We start from the raw sequence: 25,770 nt of genomic DNA on the forward strand, positions 1-25,770 counted from the left end.
CTACCGCCGTAAGAGGTCACAGTGCTCAATATTACCGATATAAAAGTAGAACAACGCATACCCGCTTGGTTGCGCCTTGGTTTTCGTCCCTTTTTCCTACTCGGTAGCGTATATGCCGTTTTAGCGGTGACGTTATGGGTCTGGATGTTTCAAACAGGTCAGCCATCGGCATTGCAAGTTCCTGCGCTGTGGTGGCATGTACATGAAATGCTGTTTGGTTTTGCTATGGCAATTGTGGTCGGTTTTCTATTGACTGCCGTACAGAACTGGACTGGCATAAATGGCACGAAACATTATCGCTTAGCCGTGTTAGTCGCCTTGTGGTTAGCGCCTCGAATCTTATTGTGGACGCCGACACCTTTGTGGGTCATCTCTTCTGTCGAAGCGCTTTTTTTGGCGGCTTCGGCCTATGAAATTGGCCGCCGAGTAGTGCAAGCGAAAGGCTGGAAAAATCTCTTTTTTGTGCCGCTGTTTATTTTAGCGATCGGCGCGAACTTTGCGAGTTATGCCACCATTAAAGGAATGCCGCCCTTTAGCTCGGCGGCGGTATGGCAGGCGATGTTGTGGTGGTTCACATTGTTGCTATCAGTCATGGGAGCACGCGTGATCCCTTTCTTCAGCGCAAGGCGTTTTAACTTTGAAAAAGCACAGCCATGGGTATGGCTCGATTGGTTAGCCAATGCACCCATTGCGGCCTTGTTTATTTTGAGTTTCTTCCCGCTGACGATGGTGCAGATTGGTCAGCCTATCATGTTACTGGCTGGGTTAGCGCAGTGGGTACGTTGGATGCGTTGGAAACCATGGCTAACATTGAGTGAGCCTCTGGTTTGGTCGCTGCACGCTGCGTATGCCTGCATTCCTTTGAGCTTATTACTGCGCGGGTTGATTGATGATGTATATGTCACTCATAACCTGATCCATCTCTTTGCTATTGGAGCCATCTCAGGCTTGATTTTGTCGATGATTGCACGCGTGACTATGGGGCATACCGGCAGGGCGATTTATCAAGGGCCTAAAATGAGTATTGCGTTTGCGGCTTTGATGATGTCGGCATTGGTACGCAGCCTCGGTGTAGCGTTTTTCCCAGCACAACTCTTTTTGATGGTGAATATCAGCGCCGCACTCTGGATATTGGCTTTTACTCTGTTTGTGTGGAAATTCGGCACGATGTTACTTACGCCGAGAGTCGATGGCCACCCGGGATAACGGTTTGGCTCGTAACGTGGAAGTAGCAAAATAAAAAAGTAGAAAGTAGCCTAGCAGTAGAAAGCGCGCAAAAGAAAAAGGCTTGGCACATCGCCAAGCCTTTTTATCAGAAAAACTGGATCAGTTATGGCTGTGCAGCATGCTGTTCAGCTCAACGGCTGATTTATTGGCTAAACACTCAATTTGACCTGTGATCGAGTTGCGGCGGAAAAGTAGATCCGATACACCAGCTAAATCACGTGCTTTGACGATTTCCACTTCTTGGCCTTGGTTATCGAGCATACGCACTTTAGTACCAGCAGTTACATATAAACCTGATTCTATCGTGCAGCGATCGCCGAGTGGGAAACCTAAGCCTGCATTTGCGCCAAGCAGTGAGTTTTCACCGATAGAGACCACGACCTTACCGCCGCCAGAAAGCGTACCCATGATAGAAGCGCCACCGCCGATGTCCGATCCATTACCAACAACCACACCTGCAGAAATACGCCCTTCAACCATGCTCACGCCTGTTGTACCAGCGTTGAAGTTGATAAAACCTTCATGCATCACAGTGGTACCTTCGCCCACGTGCGCGCCAAGACGAACGCGCGAGGTATCCGCAATACGGATGCCCGCTGGGACAATGTAATCAACCATTTTCGGGAATTTATCGACACAATCTACCGTTAAAGCTCGGCCTGCAAGGCGAGCTTCAATTTGACGATCTGCTAGTTCAGGTAGGTCGATAGGACCTTCATTGGTCCATGCGATGTTGTGCAGCAGGCCAAAAATACCATCAAGCACAGTACCGTGTGGTTTCACTAAACGGTGTGAAATCAGTTGTAGCTTCAAAAAGCCTTCAGCGACTGATTGAGGTTGTTGGTCGGAAGCTAAAATAACCAGCACTAGTGGTTGTGAGGCGTTAGCGGCTTTATCGGCAAAATTGGCATTGTTAGCCTGATCATGTTGAGCAAATATCGCGGCGAGTTGGGCGCTTTGCTCAGTTGAGATGTCGAGATACTGGTTGCCTTCGCCATAACCAGAGACTTGAGCAAGCTCGCTCACTAGTGCGTCACTTGGGTTGAGAATTGGCGCTGGAAAAAACGCTTCAATAATTTTTCCATCACGGTTTTTGGTTGCCGTGCCAAAGGCAAGTGCAAAGTAAGCCATTTTGATATCTCCATGTTGTCACTATTGATGCGCTCGCCAGCGTAGGTTGAGCATCATTGCGGCGCACTCGATTTATCAAGCATCATAAAGAGTGAGGCAGGGGTAGGAAAGGGCAAAAGGGGAGAAAGTCCGTAAAACGATACCTTTTGTCTTTTTAGCGATGTATTTCTTTAGACAGAAATATAAAACCGCTGACGAAGCAGCGGTCTTTTCACGTTCTATCATCTTAAGTTAAGCGTTTAATCGCCTTAAGCTGCATCTTCTTCTGGTGCTTCGTCTTTTACCGCTTTGGCTTTTTTAGGCTTAGCCGGTGCAGGCTTGCGCTTTGCGCCAAGTGCGTAAAGCACTTCTTCTTTATTTTGCGCTAAGAACATCGCCAAAGCTTCTTGCTTGGCTTCATCTTCTAGCAACTCACTTTTCCCTAACAGTTCGAAAAGCTCATCTGCCATATCGAGCATTTTGTCATAAGCGTCAGCGTCTGCTTTAGAGGTAAAAGTCATCTTTTCTTCTCCGTTGCGTTCCACCACGTACTTGACGATTACAGCCATGGTTAATCCTCTAACTTAGTCATTAATTCTACTGGCTGTTTATACAGTTTTTAAACCATGAAGTCTAGGTGAGTAGGAAAAAGTGAGAGGTGGATGGCTACTCTTTGTTCCATTGATAACAAAATTCAATAAAGTGTTTGAGCAGTGGGCTTTGGTATTTTTCTTTATGCACCAATAGCCAAAAACGGCGTTTCATGTCCAGCGGAACATGGAGTCTTTTAACCCGGCCATCTTGCAGTGCTGAATGCGCAGCAAGGGTGGATAAACAACCCAAACCTAACCCTGCCGAAACACTGTTGATTAAGGCTTCAGTGGTATTCAATTCAAAGGCTTCATGCCACTGCTCAAGTCGTGGTGCGATCGCCCGTAAGAAAAACTCTCGCGAGCCAGAACCCGCTTCGCGCAATACCCATTGGCTCTGTTCGAAATCATTTAGGGTGAGCTGATTTATCATTGTGAGTGGATGTTCGGGTGCGCAAATAATACACATTTCATCGTGTGAAAAAGGCGTTGAAATCAGCTCTGGGTGCAGTGTTTTTCCTTCAATCAACGCAAGATCCAGTTCGTAATCGACCAACTTTTGGCAAATCAGCGCCGAGTTGGAAATAAACAAACTTTGCGAGATGTGTTGGGTTTGCTGGCGAAATTGACTGAGTAGATAAGGCGCAACATGGTTGCCAATCGTATCACTGGTGCCAATGCGCAATTGGCCTGCGAGGGTTTGCTCACTGTCAAACAGTTGGTTAATGTTGCTCGCACGGCTTAGCAGTTCATCGGCGAGCGGCAACAGTTTTTGTCCCTCTTGATTGAGGATTAAACGGTTATTGACCCTATCGAACAGCGCATGCCCAAGCTGTTTTTCCAGTTCAGACAGTGACATGCTCACGGCCGCTTTTGACAAAAACAGCGCCTCTGCGGCTTGGGTCAAGGTTTTATGTTGCGTAATCGAAGTGAATACTTTCAATTGCTTAAGAGAAATATTGGCAGCCATAAATTTGTTTAATTAATCTGAACGTGTGTTCTATATATTTAGATATATCAGAACAAAAGGCAAGCGTATGATAGCGACATTGAACAACTACTTTGTTAGTTCTGATGAGAGGTCAATATGATTCGAGCAGCAAAAGCGAAAGTTATGGGTGCGCCAACCCCTATGGCGGGTTTAGCTCTAGGCATCGCAAGCTTGGGTTGGAGTTGGGAAAACTTTGCACCATTACAAGGTTATGGACAATTAAGTGGGGCCGTTATTGCCAGCGTGTTGCTGGTGGTTCTTGCGTTTAAATTTCTCTTTCATGGTCACTTATTACGCCAAGATCTCGCTCATCCGGTTGTGGGCAGTGTTGTGCCTACTTTTGCGATGGGCACAATGGTGGTTTCCAATTCATTAGGCCATTTTTACCCAATGGCTGGTGATGCGTTATGGCTATTTGCTGTGGGTTTACACATCATCTTCTTGGTCAGTTTTTTGTACCATCGCGCGCAGTCTTTTGAACTTCACCACATGGTGCCAAGTTGGTTCGTTCCACCTGTGGGTATTATTGTGGCCGACGTGGCGTTTTCTGGAAACCCAGCACTTGCACCAATCGCAAATGCAACCATGATGTTCGGTTTAGTCGCTTATGCGGTGATGCTGCCGATGATGATTTACCGTTTCATGTTCACACATGAAGTTCCAGATGCAGCAAAACCAACTATGGCTATTTTGGCGGCGCCAGCGAGCCTCTCATTGGCTGGTTACTTAACTGTCACGGCTAACCCATCGCCAGTGATCATCGGCATTTTATTTGGTATTGCCGTGTTAATGACAACGATTATCTACTTAGCTTTCTTTAAATTATTACGCTTGCCTTTTAGCCCAGGCTACGCAGCGTTTACCTTCCCAATGGTGATTGGTGCAACGGCGCTATTTAAACTCACACATTGGATGGAAACCGTTGGGGTGAGTGCTGAGTATGTACAGCAAGTGCATTGGTTAGCTGGGTTAGAGTTGATTGTGGCAACTATTGTGGTGGGTTATGTTGCTATTCGTTACTTAAATTTCTATCAACCTCATCGCGTGCTACTCAGCAGCATGAATGAGCTAGAAGAGCAAGATGAACACGCATTGAACTGTGAAATGAAATAGCCTGCAGTTTAGGCAATTCAAAACATAAAATTCTCAAGTATAGAATGCACTTATGCTAATCTCAGTCCTTATTGTGACAAGAAAAGCGTGAGTGCATTTTGTTTACTGTCTACCATTCCAATAAAGTCGATACCTTAAAGATCCTACTCGTGCATTTGATCAAAAGTGCACCGTTAGCCAACCCCTTTGAGAAAGAGCAGATCTTGGTGCAAAGCCCGGGGATGTCGCAATGGCTCAAAATGGCCTTAGCGAAAGAGCTCGGTGTGGCGGCGAACCTTGAGTTTCCTCTACCGGCGACCTTTATCTGGGACATGTTCACTAAAGTGCTACCTGATGTACCTAAGCGTAGCGCTTTTAACAAAGAAGCGATGACGTGGAAACTGATGCATTTGTTGCCAACCTTGCTCACGCTCGACCCCTTTGCCCCTTTGCAGCGTTACCTTGAACAGGATGATGATCATTCCAAGCTCTATCAGTTGGCCGAGAAAATTGCCGATATTTTTGATGGTTATTTAGTCTACCGCCCCGACTGGATTGCCAAGTGGGAGTCGGGCGATGACGTGAGCGAGATTGGTGATGAGCACCCATGGCAGCCGATATTATGGCAAGCCTTATATCAATACACGCTAGCTCAAGGCCAGTCGCACTACCATCGTGCCAATCTCTATCAAAGCTTTATTGATCAGCTTGCGCGTGGCTCGGTTGATTTAACCAAACTGCCTAAACGTTTGTTTATTTTCGGTATTTCGTCACTGCCGCCTCGTTATATGGATGCACTCAAAGCGTTGGGCGAGCAGATTGATGTTCACTTGATGTTTACCAACCCTTGTCAGCATTATTGGGGCGATCTTCGAGATAGAAAAACGCTCGCCAGACTGCACAGTCAGCAACGTAAAACGTTCGCCTTACAAGGTGATGAGATTCAGTTTGAAGGGCAACGCTCGCCGCTTAAAGGTGACATTGAAGCTAACCTCGTGGATGAATTGCATACCGAAGCTGCGGTTGGCAATGAGTTATTGGCCTCGATGGGAAAACTTGGGCGCGATAATCTTTTTTTACTCTCCCAAACGGAAAATGAAGAGCACGAATTTTTTATTGATCTGCCACGCGATAACTTATTGCATCAGTTGCAGGCCGACATTTTACATTTGCAAGAGCATCGAGATGATAGTCAACTGGACAGTAGCGACCACAAACAAGTGATTGCTTTGGATGATCCATCGCTCACTCTTCATGCTTGCCATAGCCCGATGCGAGAAGTGGAAGTGTTGCATGATCAATTGCTGGCAATGTTTGATGCTGACCCTGAACTGAAACCGCGCGATATTATTGTGATGGTGGCGGACATCAATGCTTACAGCCCAGCCATTGCGGCGGTATTTGGTAACGCGCCGGGTGAGCGCTTCATTCCTTACTCCATTTCAGACCGTACGGCAGATCAAGAGAGCCCGATCTTAGCGGCATTTATGCAATTAGTGCATTTACCCGATTCTCGCTGCCTAGCGTCAGAGTTATTAGAGCTGCTTGAAACTCCTGCTATGATGGCAAAATTTGAGCTTAATGAGCAAGACTTTGCGCAAGCCAAATTGTGGGTAGAAGAGTCAGGCATTCGCTGGGGGCTTAATGCTAGCACCGCGCAACAATTTGAGTTGCCGCAGACCGAGCAAAATACTTGGCAATTCGGGATTGAGCGCATGTTACTTGGTTATGCCATGCCTGCCTCAGCAGGTTTATTTACGCAAGGCGAAGTGACGCTCGCGCCTTATAATGAAGTGCAAGGCATGAACGCTGAATTGGCGGGTAAATTAGCGCACTTTATTCAGCAAGTGAGCCATTACCGCGAGCAGTTAGCACAAATCCAAAGCGTCGACGAGTGGCGTCGCTTGCTCGGTGAGATGCTTGGCGCTTTTTTCAAGGTTGAGTTGGAAGGGGAGCTCGCACTCAAGTCGATTCGCGACACCTTGTCGCAGTTAAAAGATCAACTGGCCGAGGCCGGTTATGAGCAAGCACTTGCGCCAAGTATTATTACTCAATATTTGCAAAACAAATTGTCAGGTACGCGCATCAGCCAGCGTTTTCTGGCGGGACAAGTCAATTTCTGTACTTTAATGCCAATGCGTTCCATCCCTTTTAAAACCGTTTGTTTACTAGGAATGAACGATGGCGTTTATCCGCGCACTATGCCAGCCGAAGGGTTTGATTTGATGAACGGTCGCACCCGCGCTGGCGATCGCTCGCGGCGTGACGATGACCGCTATTTGTTCTTAGAAGCGATGCTCTCGGCGCAGCAAACCTTGTACATCAGCTACGTCGGACGCTCAATTCAAGATAATACCGAACGCGTTCCTTCGGTGTTGGTCTCTGAGCTTTTAGAGTATTGCCAACAAAATTACTGTTTGGTCGGGGATGAAGCGCTTGGCAGCGATCAATCGGCCAAAAATTTAGCCTGTGCTTTAACGACCACTCACGCCATGGTGCCTTTTAGCCCTAATGCTTTTTTGAGTAAAACTGGTAGCTATGCCAAAGAGTGGCTACCTGCCGCCAGTCGGCAAGGGCGAGCCAGTGGTGAGTTTAATCTCGCCCTGAGCGATTATTTACAAGGGGCGAGCTTTCCTGTCAGTTTAGATCTGGTTGAGCTGCAACGGTTTTGGCGTTTGCCTGTGCAATATTTCTTTAACCGTCGCCTTAAAGTGACGTTCGAGCCTCCGTTACCGGTAATGGAAGACGATGAACCCTTTGCCTTAAATGGCTTGGTGAGCTACCAGTTACGCGATGAACTGCTAGAGTTGCTGCTTGAACAACCCAATTCACCGCATGCCCTTGAGAGATTCATTGACCAGCAGCGCGCGCAAGGAAAGTTACCGATTGGTGCTTTTGGATCCTTGGAATTTGAAACTAATCGCGTGCAAGCACAAGAATTGGCGCAAAGAATCGCTTTCTTATGCCATTCGCCACTTGATGACCAAGAGATCGATCTGCGATTTGAATTGTTTGGTGAAGGCAAAAACGTACAACTGACGGGGTGGCTGACTAAGCGCTATCAATCCGGTTTAGTGCGCTACCGCAGTGGTTCGATTCGCGCGCAGGATTATTTAGCTGCGTGGATTGATCACCTCTCACTAGCGGCGATGGGCGAAAGTCAACCTACTCATTTGATGGGCTACGATCGTAAAGAAGGTGTGCAGCATTTTATTTATCCGCCCATGCCTGATACCGAACAAGCCAAAGCGTTGCTCGCAGAACTGGTGGATTTGTTTTATCAAGGTATGACAGCGCCGCTCGCTTACTTTCCAAAAACCGCGTTAGCCTGTGTAGAAGCTGGCTTCAGCCGTGGTCAATGGGTTGATGATCGCGATAAATCGCTCAAGAAAATGGCCGATAGCTTTAATGAAAGTTACATGAGCCACGGTGAAGGAAGCAATGTTTACATCGCGCGGATCTGGCCACTGTGGAATGAAGCCTTAGCTGAGCAGGTGCGTTTATTGGCCACGTTGGTGATGCAAGGGCCACGACTGTGGGTGCAAGTGGCGCAGGATGTTTAGCGATGGATAACTGCTTGGAAAGTAGAGTGGCCGCCAGTCAATCATTATTGTGTAGGGCGTTTTCTGTACGGCCACAGGTCAGAGGGACCATGATTTGGTTGGTTCGCATCATCGTGAGATTGACGAAACACGTGGCGCGGATAGTAAAGGCTGCCCGTTTGGCGAACCGTGAGAAAGATCTCACAACGTCTTAATTTATAAACTTATTTTGATTATTCATACCATTATTCAAGCGCGATCACATTCGCTTGCGTATTCAAAGGCTAACTGTTTATGAGTATGACCCCGGCTACGGTCACAACACCATTAAATACCCTTACGTTCCCGCTGCACGGTGCAAGGCTTATCGAAGCGTCGGCGGGCACAGGTAAAACCTTCACCATTGCAGGTTTGTATTTGCGCCTGTTACTTGGGCATGGTGATGCAAAGTCACGTCATCAAGTGCCACTGACGGTCGATCAAATTCTAGTGGTTACCTTTACTGAAGCTGCCACTGCTGAGCTTCGCGACCGTATTCGGCGGCGCATTCATGAGGCGCGTATCGCTTTTTCGCGCGGTTTCAGTGATGACCCTGTTATCAAACCGCTACTTGAGCAAACCAGTCATCACAAGCAAGCGGCGCAAATATTACTGCAAGCGGAACGGCAGATGGATGAAGCGGCAGTCTATACCATTCACGGCTTTTGCCAGCGTATGCTCACCCAAAATGCGTTTGAATCGGGCAGCCGTTTTAATAACGAATTTGTGACCGATGAAAGCCATCTAAAAGCGCAAGTGGTCGCGGATTATTGGCGTCGTCAGTTCTATCCGTTGTCGATTCAGCTTGCTGCGGAAGTGCGCCGTTTATGGTCATCACCAGCGGCGCTGCTTGAAAAAATCAGTGGCTATTTAACTGGCTCGGCGCTAACACTCTCTGTTGAAGCGATGAGTGGCGATTTAAGCGCGCTTTATCAATCGTGCCTGTCACGCATAGAGTCGTTAAAAAAGCAGTGGCTTGATTCATGCGATGATTTACCGCCGTGCATTGAAGCTTCAGATTTGCATGCAGCAACCAAGAAAGCGTTACTGAAACGGCTAGAAGGGTTAGCGTTGTGGGCGAGCAACCCGCAGCATGAATTGAACCTACCGAGTGATTTACAAGAGTTTGCACAAAGCGCGTTGGAGGCTAAGTCGAAAAAAGGTCAGCCCCCGCAACATGCGCTGTTCACGACCATTGAGCTCTTTTTGCAACAACCCATCAGCTTAGAAGCGCCGCTGCTGGCGCACGCTATTACTCATTGCCGAGCCATGCTTGCCAAAGCGAAAGCACAAAAGCAGTGGTTATCGTTTGATGATTTGCTCACTCAGCTTTCTGCCGCGATAGATAATGATGAGCTGGGCATACTGACTGAGCGGATTCGCAGCCTTTACCCCGTTGCGATGATCGATGAATTCCAAGATACCGATCCGCTGCAATACAGTATTTTTAGCCGCATTTATCTGCCTAAGGCTGAATGCGGTTTGTTTATGATTGGCGACCCAAAACAAGCGATTTACGCGTTTCGTGGTGCAGACATTTTTACCTACATCAAAGCGCGTAAACAGGTGAGCGCACACTACACCTTGGGGACCAACTGGCGTTCTAGCGCGAATATGGTCAATGCCGTCAATCAGATTTTTAGTACGCCTGACAGTGCTTTTATCTACGACCAAGACATTCCCTTTTTACCCGTTGAAGCCAGTCCAAATGCGCAGCAGCGTCAATGGTGGCTTAACGGAACCGTGCAACCTGCGCTCACCTATTGGCTGCAAGAAGCGCAAGACAGCCCGTTGCCAAAAGGCGAATACCTGCAATGCATGGCCAAAGCGTGCGCCAGCCAAATTCAGACAATTTTGAGCGCCGCGCAGCATCAACAAGCGTACTTTGATACTGCTAAAGGGCAAAAGAGCGTGCAAGCTGGTGACATCGCAGTCTTAGTGCGGACGGGTAATGAAGGTCGTATGGTGAAAGAGGCGCTCGCCACGCAAGGCATTGCCAGTGTTTATCTCTCGAACCGCGATAGTGTTTTTAGCAGCGAGGTAGCACAAGATGTACAGCGTCTATTGCAAGCGGTACTGACTCCTGAACATGATCGCGCCTTGCGGGCTTGTTTGGCCTCACCACTTTTCGCGTTAGATGCTGCCAGCTTGGATGATTTAAACAACGACGAATCGGTATGGGAAAACGCGGTTAACGAATTTAAACAGTATCGCCAATTGTGGCTTGAGCGCGGCGTGCTTCCTATGTTGCGCAGTGTGATGAGCAAACGTCACGTCGCTGAACGTTGGTTGGAAGAGCCGCAAGGTGAGCGCTCACTGACCGATTTTATGCACATCGGTGAGCTACTACAGCAAGCGCGACAAGAGATTGATAGCGATCACGGTTTGCTGCGCTGGCTGGCACAAGCTATCAGTGACGCCGAGCATGGCCTAGGGGGCCGTGATGATCAAATTCAACGTTTGGAATCCGAACGCAACCTAGTGCAGATCGTCACTATTCACAAATCGAAAGGTTTGGAATATGACTTAGTGTTTCTGCCGTTTGTGGTCAGCTATCGAGAGGCAAGTGAAGGCAAATATCATGATGCCGTGAATGAGGAAACTGTGCTGGATATTACCGCCAGTGAAGCTTCTCTCAAGCAAGCAGATAAAGAGCGGCTTGCGGAAGATCTGCGCTTGATTTATGTAGCGCTGACTCGTGCTGTGTATGGTTGTTTTATCGGCATTGCGCCGCTGCGTAATGGCCGCTCCACCAAAGAGCCAACCGGTGTGCATTTAAGTGCCATTGGCTATCTGCTGCAAAATGGTCAAGCCGCAGGCATTGCCGATCTTAACGCTGCGTTGCACGCTCAATCTAATCAATACATTCGTGTCTCTGAGCCACCAGCCGAGCAACCAGAGCCGTTTAAAGCGTTGAGCGTCGAGACGCCGGTATTGAGTGCCAAAACACTGCAAGCGCAGATTGACCGTTTTTGGCGAATGACCAGCTATTCTGGGTTGGTAAAACAAGGTGTGAAACACGCTAGCCACGACGCGAGTTTAGAAGTCTCAGGCTTTGATATCGACTCTGCTGATGAGCAAGCGGAAGCTTTACTGGTTGAGCCAGAACGTTCCATTTTTACTTTTCCACGCGGTGCAACGCCCGGTACTTTTTTGCATTCTCTCTTTGAAGAGGTTGAGTTTACTGAGCCTGCTAGCAGCGATGCTAACCAAAAAGTGATACTGGATTTACTGGTGCGAGAACAAATCGATATTGAATGGTTACCAGTATTACAAACGCTGGTCGATACCGTGTTACAGACACCTTTAGATGGCAAAACGTTGCGTTTGAACCAAAAAACCGCCACTCAGCGCTTGGTTGAAATGGAATTTCTATTACCGATAGAAGTACTGAGCGCTCCTGCATTGAACCGTGTCATTCAACGCCATGATCCACTGTCGGCTAAAGCTGGAGATCTTGGTTTTTACACTGTGCAGGGCATGCTGAAGGGCTTTATTGATTTGCTGTTTGAGCATCAAGGAAAGTATTACGTGCTGGACTGGAAGTCGAATCATTTGGGGGATGATGTGAGCGCCTATCATGGCGAGCGTTTGAAAGCGGCGATGGCAGAGCATCGCTATGATTTACAATATCAACTCTACGCATTGGCGCTGCATCGATTCTTACGCAGCCGTCTAGCAAACTATGACTACCATCGCCATTTTGGCGGAGTCTATTATCTCTTTTTGCGCGGCATGGATGGCGAGTCTGAGCATGGGATTTTCTCAACCAAACCGAGCTTTGAACTGCTTGATGAGATGGACAGATTGATTGATGGAGAAACCGTAGATACTCGCGCGACCGATGCAGGGCAAATGGAGTTAGATTTATGAGCAGTACGCTAATGACAACGCTTAAGCAGTTAGCGGAAAAAGGCGCTATGCGTCAGTTAGATTACCAATTCGCGCGTTTTATCGAACAAAAAAGCCAGCAGCAACTTGGCGCTGAACATAGCCAAGCGCTCGGATTTATTGCCGCGGTGGTCAGTGCTGAATTGGCCAAGGGGCATATCTGCTTACCTTTAGTGGACGCTTCAACGGCGCAGGGTGTCGACCTCGCAGCTAAGTTAGGCTTGTTTGGTGAGGCAGCATTGGCGGTCAATCAGCACCTATTGGCGATTGATTGGCCTTGGCTACTCAACCGTTCAGACTTAGTCGGACAACAAGGGGAAGCGGTGCCTTTAATGTTTGATGGGCAACGTTTATATCTACACCGTTATTGGCATTATGAAGTTACCTTAGCACAGCGTTTAATCAGCTTTGGGACACCCATGAGCCTAAAGCCTACTGATGTCCAAAAACTAAAATTGCTGCTTGATACACTGTTTGCGCGTCAATACCACTTTCTGCTCCATGCGCTTCGCCAATTGCCAGAGACAGCCAATGCATCAGCACGCCAGCAACAAGTGTGTGATTTTCTGGATGTGGTCAACGCCGATGAACTTGATTGGAATGAGATTGATCAAGTCATTAGCCAAGCACGTACGGCGAAAGAACTCGAAGCATTAGAGACGCTGATCCCGCAAAGCGTTTGCATCAACTGGCAAAAAGTCGCAGCGGCAGTGGCACTGACACGCCGCTTTGCCGTGATTTCTGGCGGGCCGGGAACCGGTAAAACCACCACGGTTACCAAATTACTAGCCGCTTTGATTACCCAAGCTCAACAGCAAGGTGAGACGCCCACCATTAAATTGGTGGCACCAACGGGTAAAGCTGCGGCACGTTTAACGGAATCGATCGGTAAAGCGGTGGCTGAACTGGCGGTTGAGCCGGCGTTGAAAGCGGCGATTCCCACCGAGTCGAGCACACTTCACCGTTTATTGGGCGTCATACCTAACAGTGTTGAGTTTCGTCACCATCAGCGTAACCCGCTGCATTTGGATATATTGGTGGTTGATGAAGCATCGATGGTCGATTTACCGATGATGGTCAAGTTAATCGAGGCATTACCCAAACACGCGCGCTTGATTTTACTGGGTGATAAAGACCAACTCGCGTCAGTCGAAGCGGGCGCTGTGCTGGGGGACATTTGTTCATTTTTGACCTTAGGCTACAGCCGAGCGAACAGCGAGTACCTAGCTAAGTTAACAGGCTATCAAACACTGATTGCTCATTCACACCCTAACGCAACCCCGATTTCAGACAGTTTATGCATGCTGCAAAAAAGCTACCGCTTTGATGTCCGATCAGGCATTGGTCAATTAGCGAAAGCGATTAATGCTGGGCAAGTGGCTATGGTGGATGAGGTATTAAAACGTAATTATGCTGATATTACGCACCACTCACTCAGTAGTGAAAGCTATAACCTAATGCTGAAAACCTTAGTCAAGGAGTATGGTCGTTATCTCACGCGCATCGAGAGTTCTGGTGCTGACGCTTTGGAAACTCAAGCCCAAAAAGCCAAAGCCGTATTGGATTGCTTTAATCAATGCCGTTTGCTTTGCGCTATTCGTGAAGGGGATTTTGGGGTAAGTGGTTTGAATCAACGCATTGAACGTGCGCTGATCGCACGTAAGTTGATCAAGACTCAAGATGAGATTTGGTACCACGGCCGACCTGTGATGGTGGCGCGTAACGATCATGGGCTGGGTTTGTATAATGGTGATATCGGCATATGCATGCTTGATACGAGTGAGCAAGAACCGCGTTTGAAAGTGTATTTTGAGCTGCCAGATGGTAGCGTGAAAGCTATTTTACCAAGCCGCGTACCAGAGCACGAAACAGCCTATGCGATGACCATCCATAAATCACAAGGCAGTGAGTTTGATCTAACACTGATGATTTTACCGCCTGATTTTAGCCCGATATTGACCAGAGAGCTTATCTATACTGGCATTACGCGCGCCAAGAAGCAGCTGATGCTTTTTGCTGACATGGGAACGATGAAACGAGGGCTCAAGATAAAAACGCAGCGAGCCAGCGGCTTAGTTACGAGATTAGACAAGAGACTAGCGTAAATCAGCAACTGGAATAAACGAGTTTGAGCTGTCCCCACACAGTTTGAAATTTACATGGTATGTTCAATTCATTCCGTTGTTTGGGGGAAGCTCAATTACTGATTTGGTGTGCTGCTATGCGAAAGCATGAGTAAAAGAGATGTTTCTGATTTTATAACGATCTTGCGAGCTGAGTATAAAGACTCGTAGCTTGTCGTTAACGGGAAATACGCAATGCACATGTTGGCCTTCAAGGAATTGGTTATCAGCCATATCCCAAAAGCTTTGAAGTGAGTTACAAATAACAGTTTTCATAGAATTTTTGCTCTTAAGTACGTGTCGTAGTAAAAGCAATCCGTGCAAGCCGACCTACTGGTATCTGACCAATCGGTATAAAGCCAAGTTCCTGTGTTGTTCATTAAATGTACATCGTTAATGATGTCGGCGGATTCTACACATAATATTAAGTTAAATAAAGCGCTTATTTTGTATACAAAACAATGAAAACGTTTGCACTTGATCAAAGATAAACTATTCACCATAACTTAACGAATAAATACAATATCCTGACGTTAGAGCGTCAGTACTAAAATTTTTGAACGGCGTTGATAGTTGTACAAACTCTGTTTAGTTATCGGTAACGATTCCACACCGACTTCATAAAAACCTTGCTCTCTAAACCAATGTAAACTGTGCGTTGTCAAAACAAAGAGGCGATCTAAACGCATCGATTTTGCTTGTTGCTTCATGTGATTGAGTAACAATAAACCGCGGTTGCCGTCCCGATACTCCTGGTGAATAGCGACACACGCCATTTCTGCCATGCCCTCTTCTGGGTAAGGGTAAAGCGCGGCGCAACCAATCAATAAGCCATCTTTATCAATAATCGTGAATTTGTGGATCTCTTGCTCTAACTGCTCACGCGAACGCCGTACTAATATTCCTTGTTCTTCTAACGGGCGGATTAAATCGAAAATTCCGCCGATATCATCGATCTGTGCCTGACGGACTTGTTCAGCACTTGCCATGACGATCTGAGTGCCGATCCCGTCAAAAGAGAACAACTCTTGGATCAAAGCACCATCTTGTTTGTAACTGACTAAGTGACTACGTGGCACACCTGCACGGCACGCTGAAACGGCGGCACGCAGAAAGCGTGAGGTACCTGAGCTATTATCCTGAACTTGGTCGGTATCTGCTTCAATACGCTGCATTATCCGTTCAACATCAGATGGAAACAGTTCAGCAATCGCGTTGCCTTGCTCATCGATAATTCCTTGCTCTGAGCAAAAACCGATCAGCTTATCTGCTTTTAGGCGTATTGCGACTTGTGTGGCTACTTCTTCAGAGAGCAAATTAAAACATTCGCCAGTGACGGAACTCGCAATGGGCCCCAGTAGCACGATCGAACCTTGGTCAAGCATACGGTTGATGCCTTCAATATCAATACGGCGAATGCGGCCACTGTGGCAATAATCGACACCATCATCTATACCTAATGGTTGAGAGATAACAAAATTGCCACTAACGATATTGAGCTGAGTACCAGCCATTGGTGTGTTATTTAAGCTCATTGAAAGGCGTGCTGTGATAGCGAGTTGGAGCTGCCCCGCGGCTTGCATGACTAAGCTGAGCGCTTCCTCATCAGTGACCCGAATGCCTTTGTGATAAGGAGTGGAGCAATGATGTGTCGCCAGAATTTGATTGATTTGTGGGCGAGCACCGTGCACCAAAACAATTTTGACACCAAGGCTATGCAGCAGTGCGAGATCGCTGATGATATTAGCGAAATTTTTATCGGCAATCGCTTCACCGCCGAGCATGATCACCATGATTTTACCACGGTGAGCGTTAACATAGGGAGCAGATTGTCTAAATCCTTTAACGAGAGCTGTACTGCGAATTTTCACTCTGAGAGCACCTTGGTGTTTAAATATGTTCAAATAATGACTTTTTATTCACGTGTCGGCAAGTGGTTTTTTGAGTTTGGTGCAATTATTCAATCGCCGATTTTATCTCTGATTTAGGACACGTTAGACTGCTTGCCAATAAAGGCGAAATATGGCCAAAACCAACGAGTTGAGTCGCATGAAAATGACAAAAAACGTAGGCCTTACGGCTACGCCTCAGTTCACAAACTTGCGAAGACGTAAGTACATTGAACGAGGCTTGATGCTGGTTGTGATGATTGGCTTGCTTTCCGTAGCGTCGCTATACGGTGATCTCTTTACTCGGTTGGAAAACTATTTTTCGCCAAAGGATGAGGTGTATGGGGTTTGGGTTGAGCAGTATGTTGCCCCTTATTCAGCCAAACGAATTGAATTGGGGAAAGCCGGCGTGATCAGTAGTGGCCGAGTACTCACCACTTCATTTGAGTTTGATGGTCATTTTTTAGAATACCAGATTGGTGATACGAGCTATCGTTACAAAATGCGTGATGATAACAATACCGAAATGACACAAATGTCGTCGTCGCACTACAATCCAACCTTCCGATTGTCAGGAAAATACCAAAAAAACCTCCGTTAACAATTCGCTGATTGCGGTTTAGGCGCGAGTTTGTCATGCTTTTAGCAACTCAAATAACGGATAACTTCTGTGATTAAGCAAATTTTTCCTCTTGCGGCAGTACTGCTGCTGTTTGGTTGTGCGCAACCGACCGACCGTGCTCAGCAATATTTGGATGGTGATTTCTCTAAAGCGCTCAACAAAGTAGACACGGTGCAGTCCAATACGCCACGTGACTTTACGCAATTTTCCAAACAGAGCGAACAAGTGGTGACTCGCTCGGCGTCGATGGCAGCGATTTATCAACCTTTGTATCAACAGATCAGTGAATGGATTTTGCAAAGTGGTGATCCACAAGATTTGGCGAATTTTGGAATACAAGCGGCGCAGCTTGGTGGTGGCGATAAAAAAGGTAATGTGCTTTTCACTGGCTATTTTTCTCCGGTGATGGAGCTTCGCCATCAACCGGATGAAATATTCAAATATCCCGTATTTGGTTTGCCTGAATGTTCGGCCGATTGCCCAACGCGTGCGCAAATTTATGATGGTGCGTTAGCTGAAAAAGGGCTTGAGTTAGGTTATGCGGCGAACCTGATTGACCCTTTCATTATGGAGGTGCAAGGCAGTGGTTTTGTGCATTTTGAAGATGACGATACGCTTGAGTACTTCGCTTACGCGGGTAAGAATAACAAAGCCTACATCAGTATTGGCAAAGTCTTGATTGAACGAGGTGAAGTGACACGAGAGAAAATGTCACTCAAAGCGATCAAGGAATGGGTGCTAGCCAATGATGAACCGACGGTAAGAGAGCTGCTAGAGCAAAATCCTTCCTATGTCTTTTTTGCGCCCAAAGCGGCAGCCCCCGTCACTGGCTCTGCCGGTATTCCACTACTGCCGATGGCCTCGGTGGCCGGAGATCGTTCCATCTTTCCAATGGGCACACCTATTTTAGCAGAAGTGCCGCTGCTCAATGCCGATGGTACATGGAGTGGCGCTCATCAGTTGAGAATGTTGATTGTGCTAGATACGGGCGGCGCGGTAAAAGATAACCACCTCGATCTGTACCATGGCATGGGCGAGCGCGCCGGAACGGAAGCAGGGCATTACAAACATTTTGGTCGCGTTTGGAAACTGGGGTTAGAAAACTCAGCAACACAAGCACCTTGGGCATTGCCGCCTGAAAAGCTACAATAGTGACACAGGTTTCGACCTAGACTTTTAAATAAAGAGTGCGTATAAATCGCACTCTTTATTTTTCTATCGCTTTCAATCGGACTTTTAATTATGCGTGAACTCGATACCCCCGCTTCAGATAGCTACAACCAACGCTTCGGAGGCACTCGTCGCCTTTATGGAAATCGTGAGGTTGAAATACTGCGTGCTGCGCATGTGTGTGTGATTGGTATCGGTGGCGTTGGCTCGTGGGCAGTCGAAGCATTGGCGCGCACCGGCATTGGCGAGTTAACGCTGATTGATATGGACGATGTGTGCGTCACCAACATCAACCGTCAAATCCATGCGATGAGCGGTACGGTTGGGCAAAGTAAGATTGAAGTGATGGCCGAGCGGGTCAAGCTCATCAACCCTGAGTGTGTGGTGCACTTAATTGATGACTTTATCACGCCAGATAACCAACACCGCTATTTGAGTCAAACGTTCGATTACGTGCTTGATGCGATAGACAGTTTGAAAGCGAAAGCTTCACTACTGGCTTATTGCCGTAGCAATAAAATTAAAGTGATTACCGTCGGTGGTGCGGGTGGTCAAGTTGACCCAACTCAAATCAAGGTCGCGGATTTAACCAAAACGATTCAAGACCCATTGGCAAAAAAACTCAAAGATACGCTTCGTCATCGCCATAATTTCCCTGTAAACCCTGCGCGTAAGTTTGGTATTGATTGCGTGTTCTCAACAGAGCAGCTCAAATATCCGCAAGCCGATGGCAGTGTGTGCGCGGTGAAATCAACCGCAGAAGGGCCAAAGCGGATGGATTGCGCCAGCGGATTTGGCGCTGCGACGGTTGTTACCGCAACCTTTGGTTTTGTTGCCGTAGCGCGCATTGTTGAAAAGTTAATTCAGAAACATAAGGTGTAACGTTAATGACTCCTTTTCCTGCCTCCCCCTTTGGTCGTGAGATTAGCGCTGATGACATTGTGGCGACCATGCAAAATTTTACTGGCTGGGAAGATCGCTATCGACAAGTGATCCAGTGGGGGAAGTTATTGCCCACGATGCCTGATGCTTTGAAATCGCAGCAAGTCAGTGTTGCAGGCTGCGAGAGTCAAGTATGGTTAGTGGGGCAGGAGCACCAAGGAATATGGTCTTTCTGTGCCGATTCGGATGCGCGGATTGTGCGTGGTTTAATTGCTTTAGTCCTTGCTGCGTACAACGGCAAGACCTACGCACAAATTCAAGCGTTTGATGTGGATGCTTATTTTGAAAAAATAGGCTTGATTGCCCATTTAAGTCCTTCACGTGGTAATGGCCTTAAAGCCATTGTCGATAAGATAAAAAATATCGATCCAAGCTGAGCATCTCCCCCTTTTGATGAAAGGGGGAATTATTACAGCATATCAACCGCTTTAGTGATGGCGGCGATCAACTGTTCAACCTCTTGTTCGGTATTGTAAATACCAAACGAAATTCTCACTGTGCCAGTTAACCCGAGCGCATCCATTAATGGGTGAGCGCAGTGATGGCCAGAGCGAACCGCGATGCCTTGCTGATCGAGTAAGGTGGCTATGTCTTGATGATGAACGCCATCCATCACAAAACTGAGAATACTGGCATTCGGTTGATAGCCGATTACGCGAATATCATCGAGCTGTTGCAGGGCTTGATAAGTGCGTGCTTGCAATCTATGCAGGTGAGTTTCTACGGCCATTCGATTGCAGTTTTGTAACCATTCGATTGCTTTGGCAAGGGCTATCGCCCCTGCGATATTCGGTGTGCCTGCTTCAAATTTCCCCGGCAGTTCGGCAAATGTTGTACCTTCAAACGAGACTTTTTCTACCATCTTGCCGCCGCCATGCCATGGAGGCATTGTTTCAAGCAGCGCTAATTTTCCGTACAGAACACCAATGCCAGCGGGAGCGTAAAGCTTGTGCCCAGAAAAGAGATAAAAGTCGGCGTCGAGTTCGCGCACGTTGACGGTTTCATGCACAATTCCTTGCGCGCCATCAATCACGACCACCGCGCCGACTTGGTGCGCCAGTTTAATCACAGTTTCAATCGGTTGGCGCGTACCCGTCACGTTGGTGGTATGGGCTAGGGCGACAATTTTGGTTTTACTCGATAATCGTGCTTGAAAAGCCTCAAGATCAAAGTGGCACTCTGGCGTGATGGGGACTTTGACGACGCTTGCTCCGGTTTGAGCCGCGACGATTTGCCAAGGCACTATATTGGCGTGGTGTTCCATTTCACTGACCAGAATCTCATCACCAGCTTGCAATGTATTACGTGCGTAAGTCTGCGCTATCAGGTTGATCGCTTCGGTCGCTCCGCGAGTCCAAATAATCTCTTTACGAGATGATGCGCCAATAAATTGAGCCACAGCGTCACGCGCCGTTTCAAAATCGCTGGTCGCTTTCGCCGTTAAGCGATGACTGCCACGATGTACATTGGCATTTTGCGTACTGTAGTAATGGCTAATGGCATCTATCACCACTTGCGGCTTTTGCGTGGTAGCGGCGCTGTCTAGATAAATCAGAGTTTCGCCATCCACGGCTTGATTGAGTGCGGGGAATTGATCGCGAATGGTCTGCACGTCAAACATTATTGCTCACCTAACTTGTGATAATTCAATGCAGCCAGTGTCACCATTGGTTGTGCAACTGACCATGCGTGTGCTTTACCTGAGAGTGATATGATGATCTCCATCGCGAACTCAAGTGCTGTTCCCGGCCCTTGGCTGGTGATTAATTGGTGGTGTGTATCGATGGTTACGCGTTGATCTCGCCATAAATCAGTGGGGATATGATCGCGAAAAGCCGGGTGCCCTGTCATGATCGCTTGCGGGAAAAGCTGATGATGTTGCAAAACTAAGGCTGGCGTGGCACAAATAGCCGCCAACCATCGACCATGGTTATGCTGTTGCTTGAGCATTTCGATTAGCACTGGATTGTCACGAAAGATCTCAGCGCCTCCAACGCCACCGGGCAGCGCAATCACGTCAAACTCTTCATCGATCACATCCAGCAGTTTACAGTCTGCGGTTAATGTCACTCCGCGTGAGGCTTTCATCATCAATTGCCCGTCGAGATTAGCACTGGCAACCACGACTTGATAGCCAGCTCTGACCATCATATCAATCACGGTGATCGCTTCCATCTCTTCGCAGCCCGTTGCTATCGGGACTAAAATTCGTTTACTCATTGGCTTTTCCAGCGGTGTTCTATCTGTTGAATGGCGTGATATAGCTTACTATTTTCTGGTGTTACGAGCTGATGTTGCTCTGCTTTCTTCAGTAAATAGCCCGTAATAAAGTCTATCTCAGTCTTACGTTGATAGAAAATATCTTGATGCATTGACGAATAATTCTCTGCTGTGGCTTGAATCACCTGCTTAACCTTAGCAAGCAGTGATGATTGAGTGATCGCAAAGCCTTCAGCGCTCATGACATCGGCGACTTCTGCAACAATATTTGCCAACGGCCGTTGGAAGCGTTCATCGGCTAAATCACCATTGCGGCATTGCTCTAACGCGGTGAGCGGGTTAATCGCGCAGTTAATCGCAAGCTTATGCCATAGTGCTTCTTCAATCGTGTTATTCCACATTACGTCTGGCAATGCATGCTGAAGTACATCCACTAGAAACTGACACTGCTTGCCTTGGGCGTTGTAAGCCCCTAATTGAGTTACGCCTTTGCCAGTATGCAATACTTGATTCATTGACGGCTTGAGTGCACCGTGCGTAGTGGTTGAAAGCACAATAGGAAAGTCATTCAGTTGATCCTGCATCGAATCAAGCGCGCCCATGCCGTTGTGCATAAATAGCAAAATGGTGTCACGATTGAGTGTCTTCAGCTGTGGAGTGAGCGCTTGTTCGACTTGCCAAGCCTTAACGGTAATCAGTAAGAGATCGGCATGGCAGAGCGCGCTGTGATCATTGCAGGGCAGGGTAATAGACGCCTGTTTATCTAAAGCAATGGAAAGTGAAGATTGAGGTTGTCTGCCCCATAATGAAACGCGGTGTCCAGCAGCATGCAGCTTTGTCGCCCAAAGCAACCCAACCGCGCCCGGCCCAAGCACGACGATATTCATAACACCTCTCCATTGTTGACTTTGCGCCAAGGATAATGAGGTAGAAATGGAAAGCAATAAAAATGGCGCTCGAGAGCGCCATTTGCCAAAACTTAGGTTCGATTAGAACTTGTAAGTCACAGCTAGATAGTGACCAACGCCTGAAGATTCAGCTTTAGCAGATGCATTCCACGGCAGGCCTTCATTATCCGCAAAACCGTATACATCATGGTAAAGTTTTAGACCATAACCCACGGCAAAGCGATCAGAGTGCCAGTAGATACCGTTAAACATGGCACCGCCATCGCTAGATGTTGCGTATCCTTTGTCTGTTTCCATGCCAAATTGGTAATCGATGTAACCTTGGTAAGAGATAAATGAGCCGTTTTCAAAGAAGTAGAAAGGTTTGAACCAGTTGGTTGAGATTTGGAAACCATTCCAATCTTTCTTATTTGAATCGTAAGTACCGTACAGGTTTAAACCTACTTTACCTAGCCAAGGCACATTCACATCAGAGCCAAGGCCCACTTTTTGAGTGTTAACGCCAGACTTACCACCCCATTCCATTAGCGTAGAGACATACAACTCTTGCACTGGCCCGAAAGACAAATCTTTACCTGTAAGTGCATCTAGTGACATACGAGGTGCAAATTTCATAAAGATTTTTTCTTGGTTTTCCTTGTCACTGCTTGGATTGCTTAGCAGGTTAAAGATATCAACGTAACCGTACAGATCAAAAATCCCTGAGCGGCCGCCAAATTCCATTTCTAGATAATCGTGACTTGATTCAGATACGCCTTTTTCGTTTAGCGCAGCCATTAAGTTAAATTGCATCCATTTGTAATCGTTTTTATGGATGTCGCCATCTGAATAGTCAGCGGCCATAACTGGAGCAGAAGTTGCAGCCATTAGGCCTAGAGCTAGAAGTGATTTACGCATAAGGGGGACTCTCTATGTTTTGTCATAATTCAGCACACGTATATTTCTGATGTGCGTTCAATTGGCCCGAATAATAACGATAAAAATCTCAATTAAAAGTGATTGCGAATGCAAAAGTGAACAAACTTAGTGACTACGGTCACGTTAATGAATATTTGCTCGGAACTAAATTAATATTTCGTTCGCTTGCACCTTTAATGTGATTTTAATCACTTAAACGTTTGCTTTGGTATTGTTTTATGCAAATCGATAAACCAACATTTTTAGTTAGTGATCGTTTTGTAATCTTCAACGTATTTATTGACGGGCATGATGAAGAGTGATGAATGATGAAGAAATTGATGCTGTTTCCTTTAGCTTCAATCGTTTTACCAGAAGGGAAAATGAAGCTACGGATCTTTGAATCAAGGTATAAGAGGATGGTCACTCAATCCAGCCAGTCTGACTCTACATTTGGGATTTGTTTGATTGATAACAAAAAAGGCAATAAAGCAAATCAGTTATCTAAATTTGGGATGTTGGTTAAGATTGTTGATTTTGAAGCGCTCGACAATGGGATGTTAGGATTAACCGTGATGGGAATGGAGCGCTTTAAAATAGAGTCAGTAGTGAGCGAATTTGATGGCCTGCGAGTTGCTCAGGTCACGTCATTGCCCAGTTGGCCAGTAAGAGATTTAGAACCTCACGAATGGTATTTAAGCCACCAGCTACAAGCGGTTTATCAGCAATTCCCTCAGCTTGGCGAGCTCTATTCGCACTGTTTTTTTGATGATGCCAGTTGGGTGGCGCAGCGATGGCTAGAGCTGCTCCCTATCTCGATTCAACAATTTGATGATTTAATGAGGCAGGATGACGCGCACAGTGCGGTTGACTTTTTATTGCAGGTAATCGAAGTCTCACACTAACTTTGAAAGCGTGCAGTAAACTTAAACGAGAAGTCGCTCTGTAGTAGTGGCTCTGCATAAAAAAGAATACGACGAGTGATCGATGTATGCATTACTCACGTATAAAGGTTTATGGCTACTGTATGCCAATAACAACGGTTACTCCTAAAGGAAGAGCGCAGCATGAGCAGTGATTCTCAGCATAGTGTGTCGCTAAGCCCAAGCTACACCAAGCAAGACTGGGCTGAATGCATGGAACGTGTCAAGCAACGTGATAAGCAGGCGTTTGCCTTAGTGTTTCGTTATTTCTCTCCTCGCTTACAACAGTTTGCGTTTAAGCATGTAGGCAGTGAGCAAGTGGCGTTAGAAATGGTGCAAGAAACCATGACCACGGTGTGGCAGAAATCTCACCTATTCGATAACCGAAAAAGTTCGCTTTCGACGTGGGTTTACACGATTGCACGCAATTTGTGTTTTGATCTCCTGCGTAAGCAGCGCGGACGAGAGTTACATGTTTATGCCGATGATATTTGGCCAACTGACTACTGCCCACCTGATTTGGTTGAACATTATTGTCCTGAACATGACATGTTAAAAGAGCAAATATTAAAGTTTGTGGCGTTGTTGCCTGAAGCTCAGCAAGCCATCGTGAAGGCGGTGTATCTTGAAGAACTGCCCCAGCAGCAGGTCGCGGAGATGTTCAATATTCCTCTCGGTACTGTCAAATCGCGTTTACGACTAGCCGTTGAAAAACTTAGACATTCTATTCAAGCGGAGCAATTATGAGCCACCATCCAAGCAACGAAGTACTGCAGCAGTATGCCAATGGTTCAATTGATGCGGCGCATGGCATTATGATTGCCACTCACCTTGAACTCTGTACTCATTGTCGTCAACAGGTTCAATACTTCGAAACTCGGGCCGCCGAAGTGTTGTTAAGCCAATCGTTGCCGCAACAAAGAATGGCTGCTTCTAATGATGATCATTTAAACCAGATGTTTGAAACGATCACGGCGCTGGATACCCTACACCCATCGACCTTGCGTAAGCCTGAGTCGATAGAAATTAAAGTCAATGATCGCGTTGTGATGCTGCCTAGTACGCTGAGCCAACTGATTCGTTTTAAAGGCGAGTGGCGCAGCTATGGTGGTAAAGTTTTTAGTGCCCATCTAGATATTGCTGAAGACTCTCGCATGAACCTGATGTACATCAATCACAACGTGCAGATCCCTCAGCATACACACAAAGGGGTTGAGTGGACCTTGGTGCTCCATGGTGGCTTCAGTGATGAAGATGGGCATTATCAAGTGGGTGATTTCATTCAAAGAGATGCGAGTATTAAACACAGCCCTTTTACCAAAGTGGATGAAGATTGTTTATGCTTAACGGTGCTAACTGAGCCGATGCTGTTTACGCAAGGTGTTGCGAGAGTGTTTAACTTATTTGGTAAAGGTCTCTATCCGTAGTCTATAGCGGGCACATCAAATTAAAAAAGGTCGTATTGTACTAATGCCGATCAGTTAAGGCCAAAGTGATCGGTTGAACGATCCTTCAGAGCTGTCAAAATCCAAGTGTATTTAATGCACTTGGATTTTTTTATGGATGTTTCTCAAGCTCTAAACATAATTAATGA

The 25,770-nt window shown here is 46.9% G+C and carries 21 protein-coding genes; 12 read left to right on the forward strand and 9 right to left on the reverse strand.

What is annotated here, in order from left to right:
* Positions 1-21: 21 nt before the first annotated feature.
* On the forward strand, positions 22-1,206 hold the full coding sequence (locus AACQ75_RS02770) for an NnrS family protein (RefSeq protein WP_094129800.1): 1,185 nt from the start codon (positions 22-24) through the stop codon (positions 1,204-1,206).
* A 120-nt stretch (positions 1,207-1,326) separates the two neighbouring features.
* Here the strand turns inward: AACQ75_RS02770 and dapD are convergent, their stop codons facing one another.
* From dapD to AACQ75_RS02785, 3 genes are all read right to left on the reverse strand, one after another.
* Positions 1,327-2,358 carry a 2,3,4,5-tetrahydropyridine-2,6-dicarboxylate N-succinyltransferase gene (dapD, locus tag AACQ75_RS02775; protein ID WP_081245327.1) on the reverse strand — a complete coding sequence of 344 codons (1,032 nt, stop codon included), beginning with the start codon at positions 2,356-2,358 and terminating at the stop codon, positions 1,327-1,329.
* A gap of 248 nt (positions 2,359-2,606) precedes the next feature.
* Positions 2,607-2,906, reverse strand: coding sequence for a YebG family protein (locus AACQ75_RS02780; RefSeq protein ID WP_010318120.1), 300 nt, complete (start codon positions 2,904-2,906; stop codon positions 2,607-2,609).
* A 97-nt stretch (positions 2,907-3,003) separates the two neighbouring features.
* Positions 3,004-3,897 carry a LysR family transcriptional regulator gene (locus tag AACQ75_RS02785; protein ID WP_094124799.1) on the reverse strand — a complete coding sequence of 298 codons (894 nt, stop codon included), beginning with the start codon at positions 3,895-3,897 and terminating at the stop codon, positions 3,004-3,006.
* Between the two features lie 117 nt (positions 3,898-4,014).
* On the opposite strand from AACQ75_RS02785, the gene AACQ75_RS02790 reads away from it, so the two are divergent.
* The 4 genes from AACQ75_RS02790 to recD all read left to right on the forward strand — a co-directional run bounded on the left by AACQ75_RS02790 (position 4,015) and on the right by recD (position 14,587).
* Positions 4,015-5,031 (forward strand): TDT family transporter, encoded by a 1,017-nt coding sequence (locus tag AACQ75_RS02790; RefSeq protein WP_013856149.1) that lies wholly within the window; start codon positions 4,015-4,017, stop codon positions 5,029-5,031.
* Positions 5,032-5,129: 98 nt separating this feature from the next.
* On the forward strand, positions 5,130-8,573 hold the full coding sequence (gene recC / locus AACQ75_RS02795; RefSeq protein WP_170889450.1) for an exodeoxyribonuclease V subunit gamma: 3,444 nt from the start codon (positions 5,130-5,132) through the stop codon (positions 8,571-8,573).
* Positions 8,574-8,846: 273 nt separating this feature from the next.
* Entirely contained in the window at positions 8,847-12,464 is a 3,618-nt protein-coding gene (gene recB, locus AACQ75_RS02800) for an exodeoxyribonuclease V subunit beta (RefSeq protein ID WP_445285773.1), read from the forward strand.
* Complete coding sequence (recD, locus tag AACQ75_RS02805) at positions 12,461-14,587, forward strand: exodeoxyribonuclease V subunit alpha (RefSeq protein ID WP_170889451.1); 2,127 nt, start codon at positions 12,461-12,463, stop codon at positions 14,585-14,587. Before recB ends, recD begins: the two co-directional genes overlap by 4 nt.
* A gap of 114 nt (positions 14,588-14,701) precedes the next feature.
* On the opposite strand, the gene AACQ75_RS02810 is transcribed toward recD, so the two are convergent.
* Positions 14,702-14,881, reverse strand: a complete 180-nt coding sequence (locus tag AACQ75_RS02810) for a hypothetical protein (protein ID WP_013856153.1) — start codon at positions 14,879-14,881, stop codon at positions 14,702-14,704.
* A 257-nt stretch (positions 14,882-15,138) separates the two neighbouring features.
* Entirely contained in the window at positions 15,139-16,476 is a 1,338-nt protein-coding gene (gene argA, locus AACQ75_RS02815; protein WP_170889452.1) for an amino-acid N-acetyltransferase, read from the reverse strand.
* 151 nt (positions 16,477-16,627) lie between these two features.
* Here argA and AACQ75_RS02820 point away from each other — a divergent pair, with 151 nt between their 5' ends.
* The 4 genes from AACQ75_RS02820 (at position 16,628) to csdE (ending at position 19,605) form a co-directional block, all read left to right on the forward strand.
* Positions 16,628-17,095 (forward strand): DUF2850 domain-containing protein, encoded by a 468-nt coding sequence (locus tag AACQ75_RS02820; protein WP_013856155.1) that lies wholly within the window; start codon positions 16,628-16,630, stop codon positions 17,093-17,095.
* 69 nt (positions 17,096-17,164) lie between these two features.
* Positions 17,165-18,268: a murein transglycosylase A gene (gene mltA, locus AACQ75_RS02825; RefSeq protein WP_013856156.1), complete on the forward strand. Its 1,104-nt coding sequence runs from the start codon at positions 17,165-17,167 to the stop codon at positions 18,266-18,268.
* A 90-nt stretch (positions 18,269-18,358) separates the two neighbouring features.
* Positions 18,359-19,168: a tRNA cyclic N6-threonylcarbamoyladenosine(37) synthase TcdA gene (gene tcdA, locus AACQ75_RS02830; RefSeq protein WP_017049732.1), complete on the forward strand. Its 810-nt coding sequence runs from the start codon at positions 18,359-18,361 to the stop codon at positions 19,166-19,168.
* A 5-nt stretch (positions 19,169-19,173) separates the two neighbouring features.
* The gene (gene csdE, locus AACQ75_RS02835; RefSeq protein ID WP_017046572.1) at positions 19,174-19,605 is read left to right on the forward strand and encodes a cysteine desulfurase sulfur acceptor subunit CsdE; all 432 of its coding nucleotides are present in this window, start codon (positions 19,174-19,176) and stop codon (positions 19,603-19,605) included.
* 32 nt (positions 19,606-19,637) lie between these two features.
* Here csdE and csdA read toward each other — a convergent pair whose 3' ends face one another.
* The 4 genes from csdA to AACQ75_RS02855 all read right to left on the reverse strand — a co-directional run bounded on the left by csdA (position 19,638) and on the right by AACQ75_RS02855 (position 23,253).
* On the reverse strand, positions 19,638-20,849 hold the full coding sequence (gene csdA, locus AACQ75_RS02840) for a cysteine desulfurase CsdA (RefSeq protein WP_170889453.1): 1,212 nt from the start codon (positions 20,847-20,849) through the stop codon (positions 19,638-19,640).
* The gene (locus AACQ75_RS02845) at positions 20,849-21,448 is read right to left on the reverse strand and encodes a DJ-1 family glyoxalase III (protein WP_170889454.1); all 600 of its coding nucleotides are present in this window, start codon (positions 21,446-21,448) and stop codon (positions 20,849-20,851) included. Before AACQ75_RS02845 ends, csdA begins: the two co-directional genes overlap by 1 nt.
* Positions 21,445-22,335 carry a 2-dehydropantoate 2-reductase gene (panE, locus tag AACQ75_RS02850; RefSeq protein ID WP_170889455.1) on the reverse strand — a complete coding sequence of 297 codons (891 nt, stop codon included), beginning with the start codon at positions 22,333-22,335 and terminating at the stop codon, positions 21,445-21,447. Before panE ends, AACQ75_RS02845 begins: the two co-directional genes overlap by 4 nt.
* Positions 22,336-22,437: 102 nt before the next feature.
* Complete coding sequence (locus tag AACQ75_RS02855; RefSeq protein ID WP_170889456.1) at positions 22,438-23,253, reverse strand: nucleoside-specific channel-forming Tsx family protein; 816 nt, start codon at positions 23,251-23,253, stop codon at positions 22,438-22,440.
* A 329-nt stretch (positions 23,254-23,582) separates the two neighbouring features.
* On the opposite strand from AACQ75_RS02855, the gene AACQ75_RS02860 reads away from it, so the two are divergent.
* The 3 genes from AACQ75_RS02860 (at position 23,583) to AACQ75_RS02870 (ending at position 25,603) form a co-directional block, all read left to right on the forward strand.
* Positions 23,583-24,158, forward strand: coding sequence for an LON peptidase substrate-binding domain-containing protein (locus AACQ75_RS02860; RefSeq protein WP_026029151.1), 576 nt, complete (start codon positions 23,583-23,585; stop codon positions 24,156-24,158).
* Between the two features lie 162 nt (positions 24,159-24,320).
* Positions 24,321-24,923 (forward strand): RNA polymerase sigma factor, encoded by a 603-nt coding sequence (locus AACQ75_RS02865; RefSeq protein WP_013856164.1) that lies wholly within the window; start codon positions 24,321-24,323, stop codon positions 24,921-24,923.
* Positions 24,920-25,603, forward strand: a complete 684-nt coding sequence (locus AACQ75_RS02870; protein WP_170889457.1) for a ChrR family anti-sigma-E factor — start codon at positions 24,920-24,922, stop codon at positions 25,601-25,603. Before AACQ75_RS02865 ends, AACQ75_RS02870 begins: the two co-directional genes overlap by 4 nt.
* Positions 25,604-25,770 lie beyond the last annotated feature (167 nt).

The sequence above is a fragment of the Vibrio sp. B1-2 genome (genome assembly GCF_963888445.1).
In the GTDB taxonomy this organism is placed as follows: Bacteria; Pseudomonadota; Gammaproteobacteria; order Enterobacterales; family Vibrionaceae; genus Vibrio; species Vibrio anguillarum.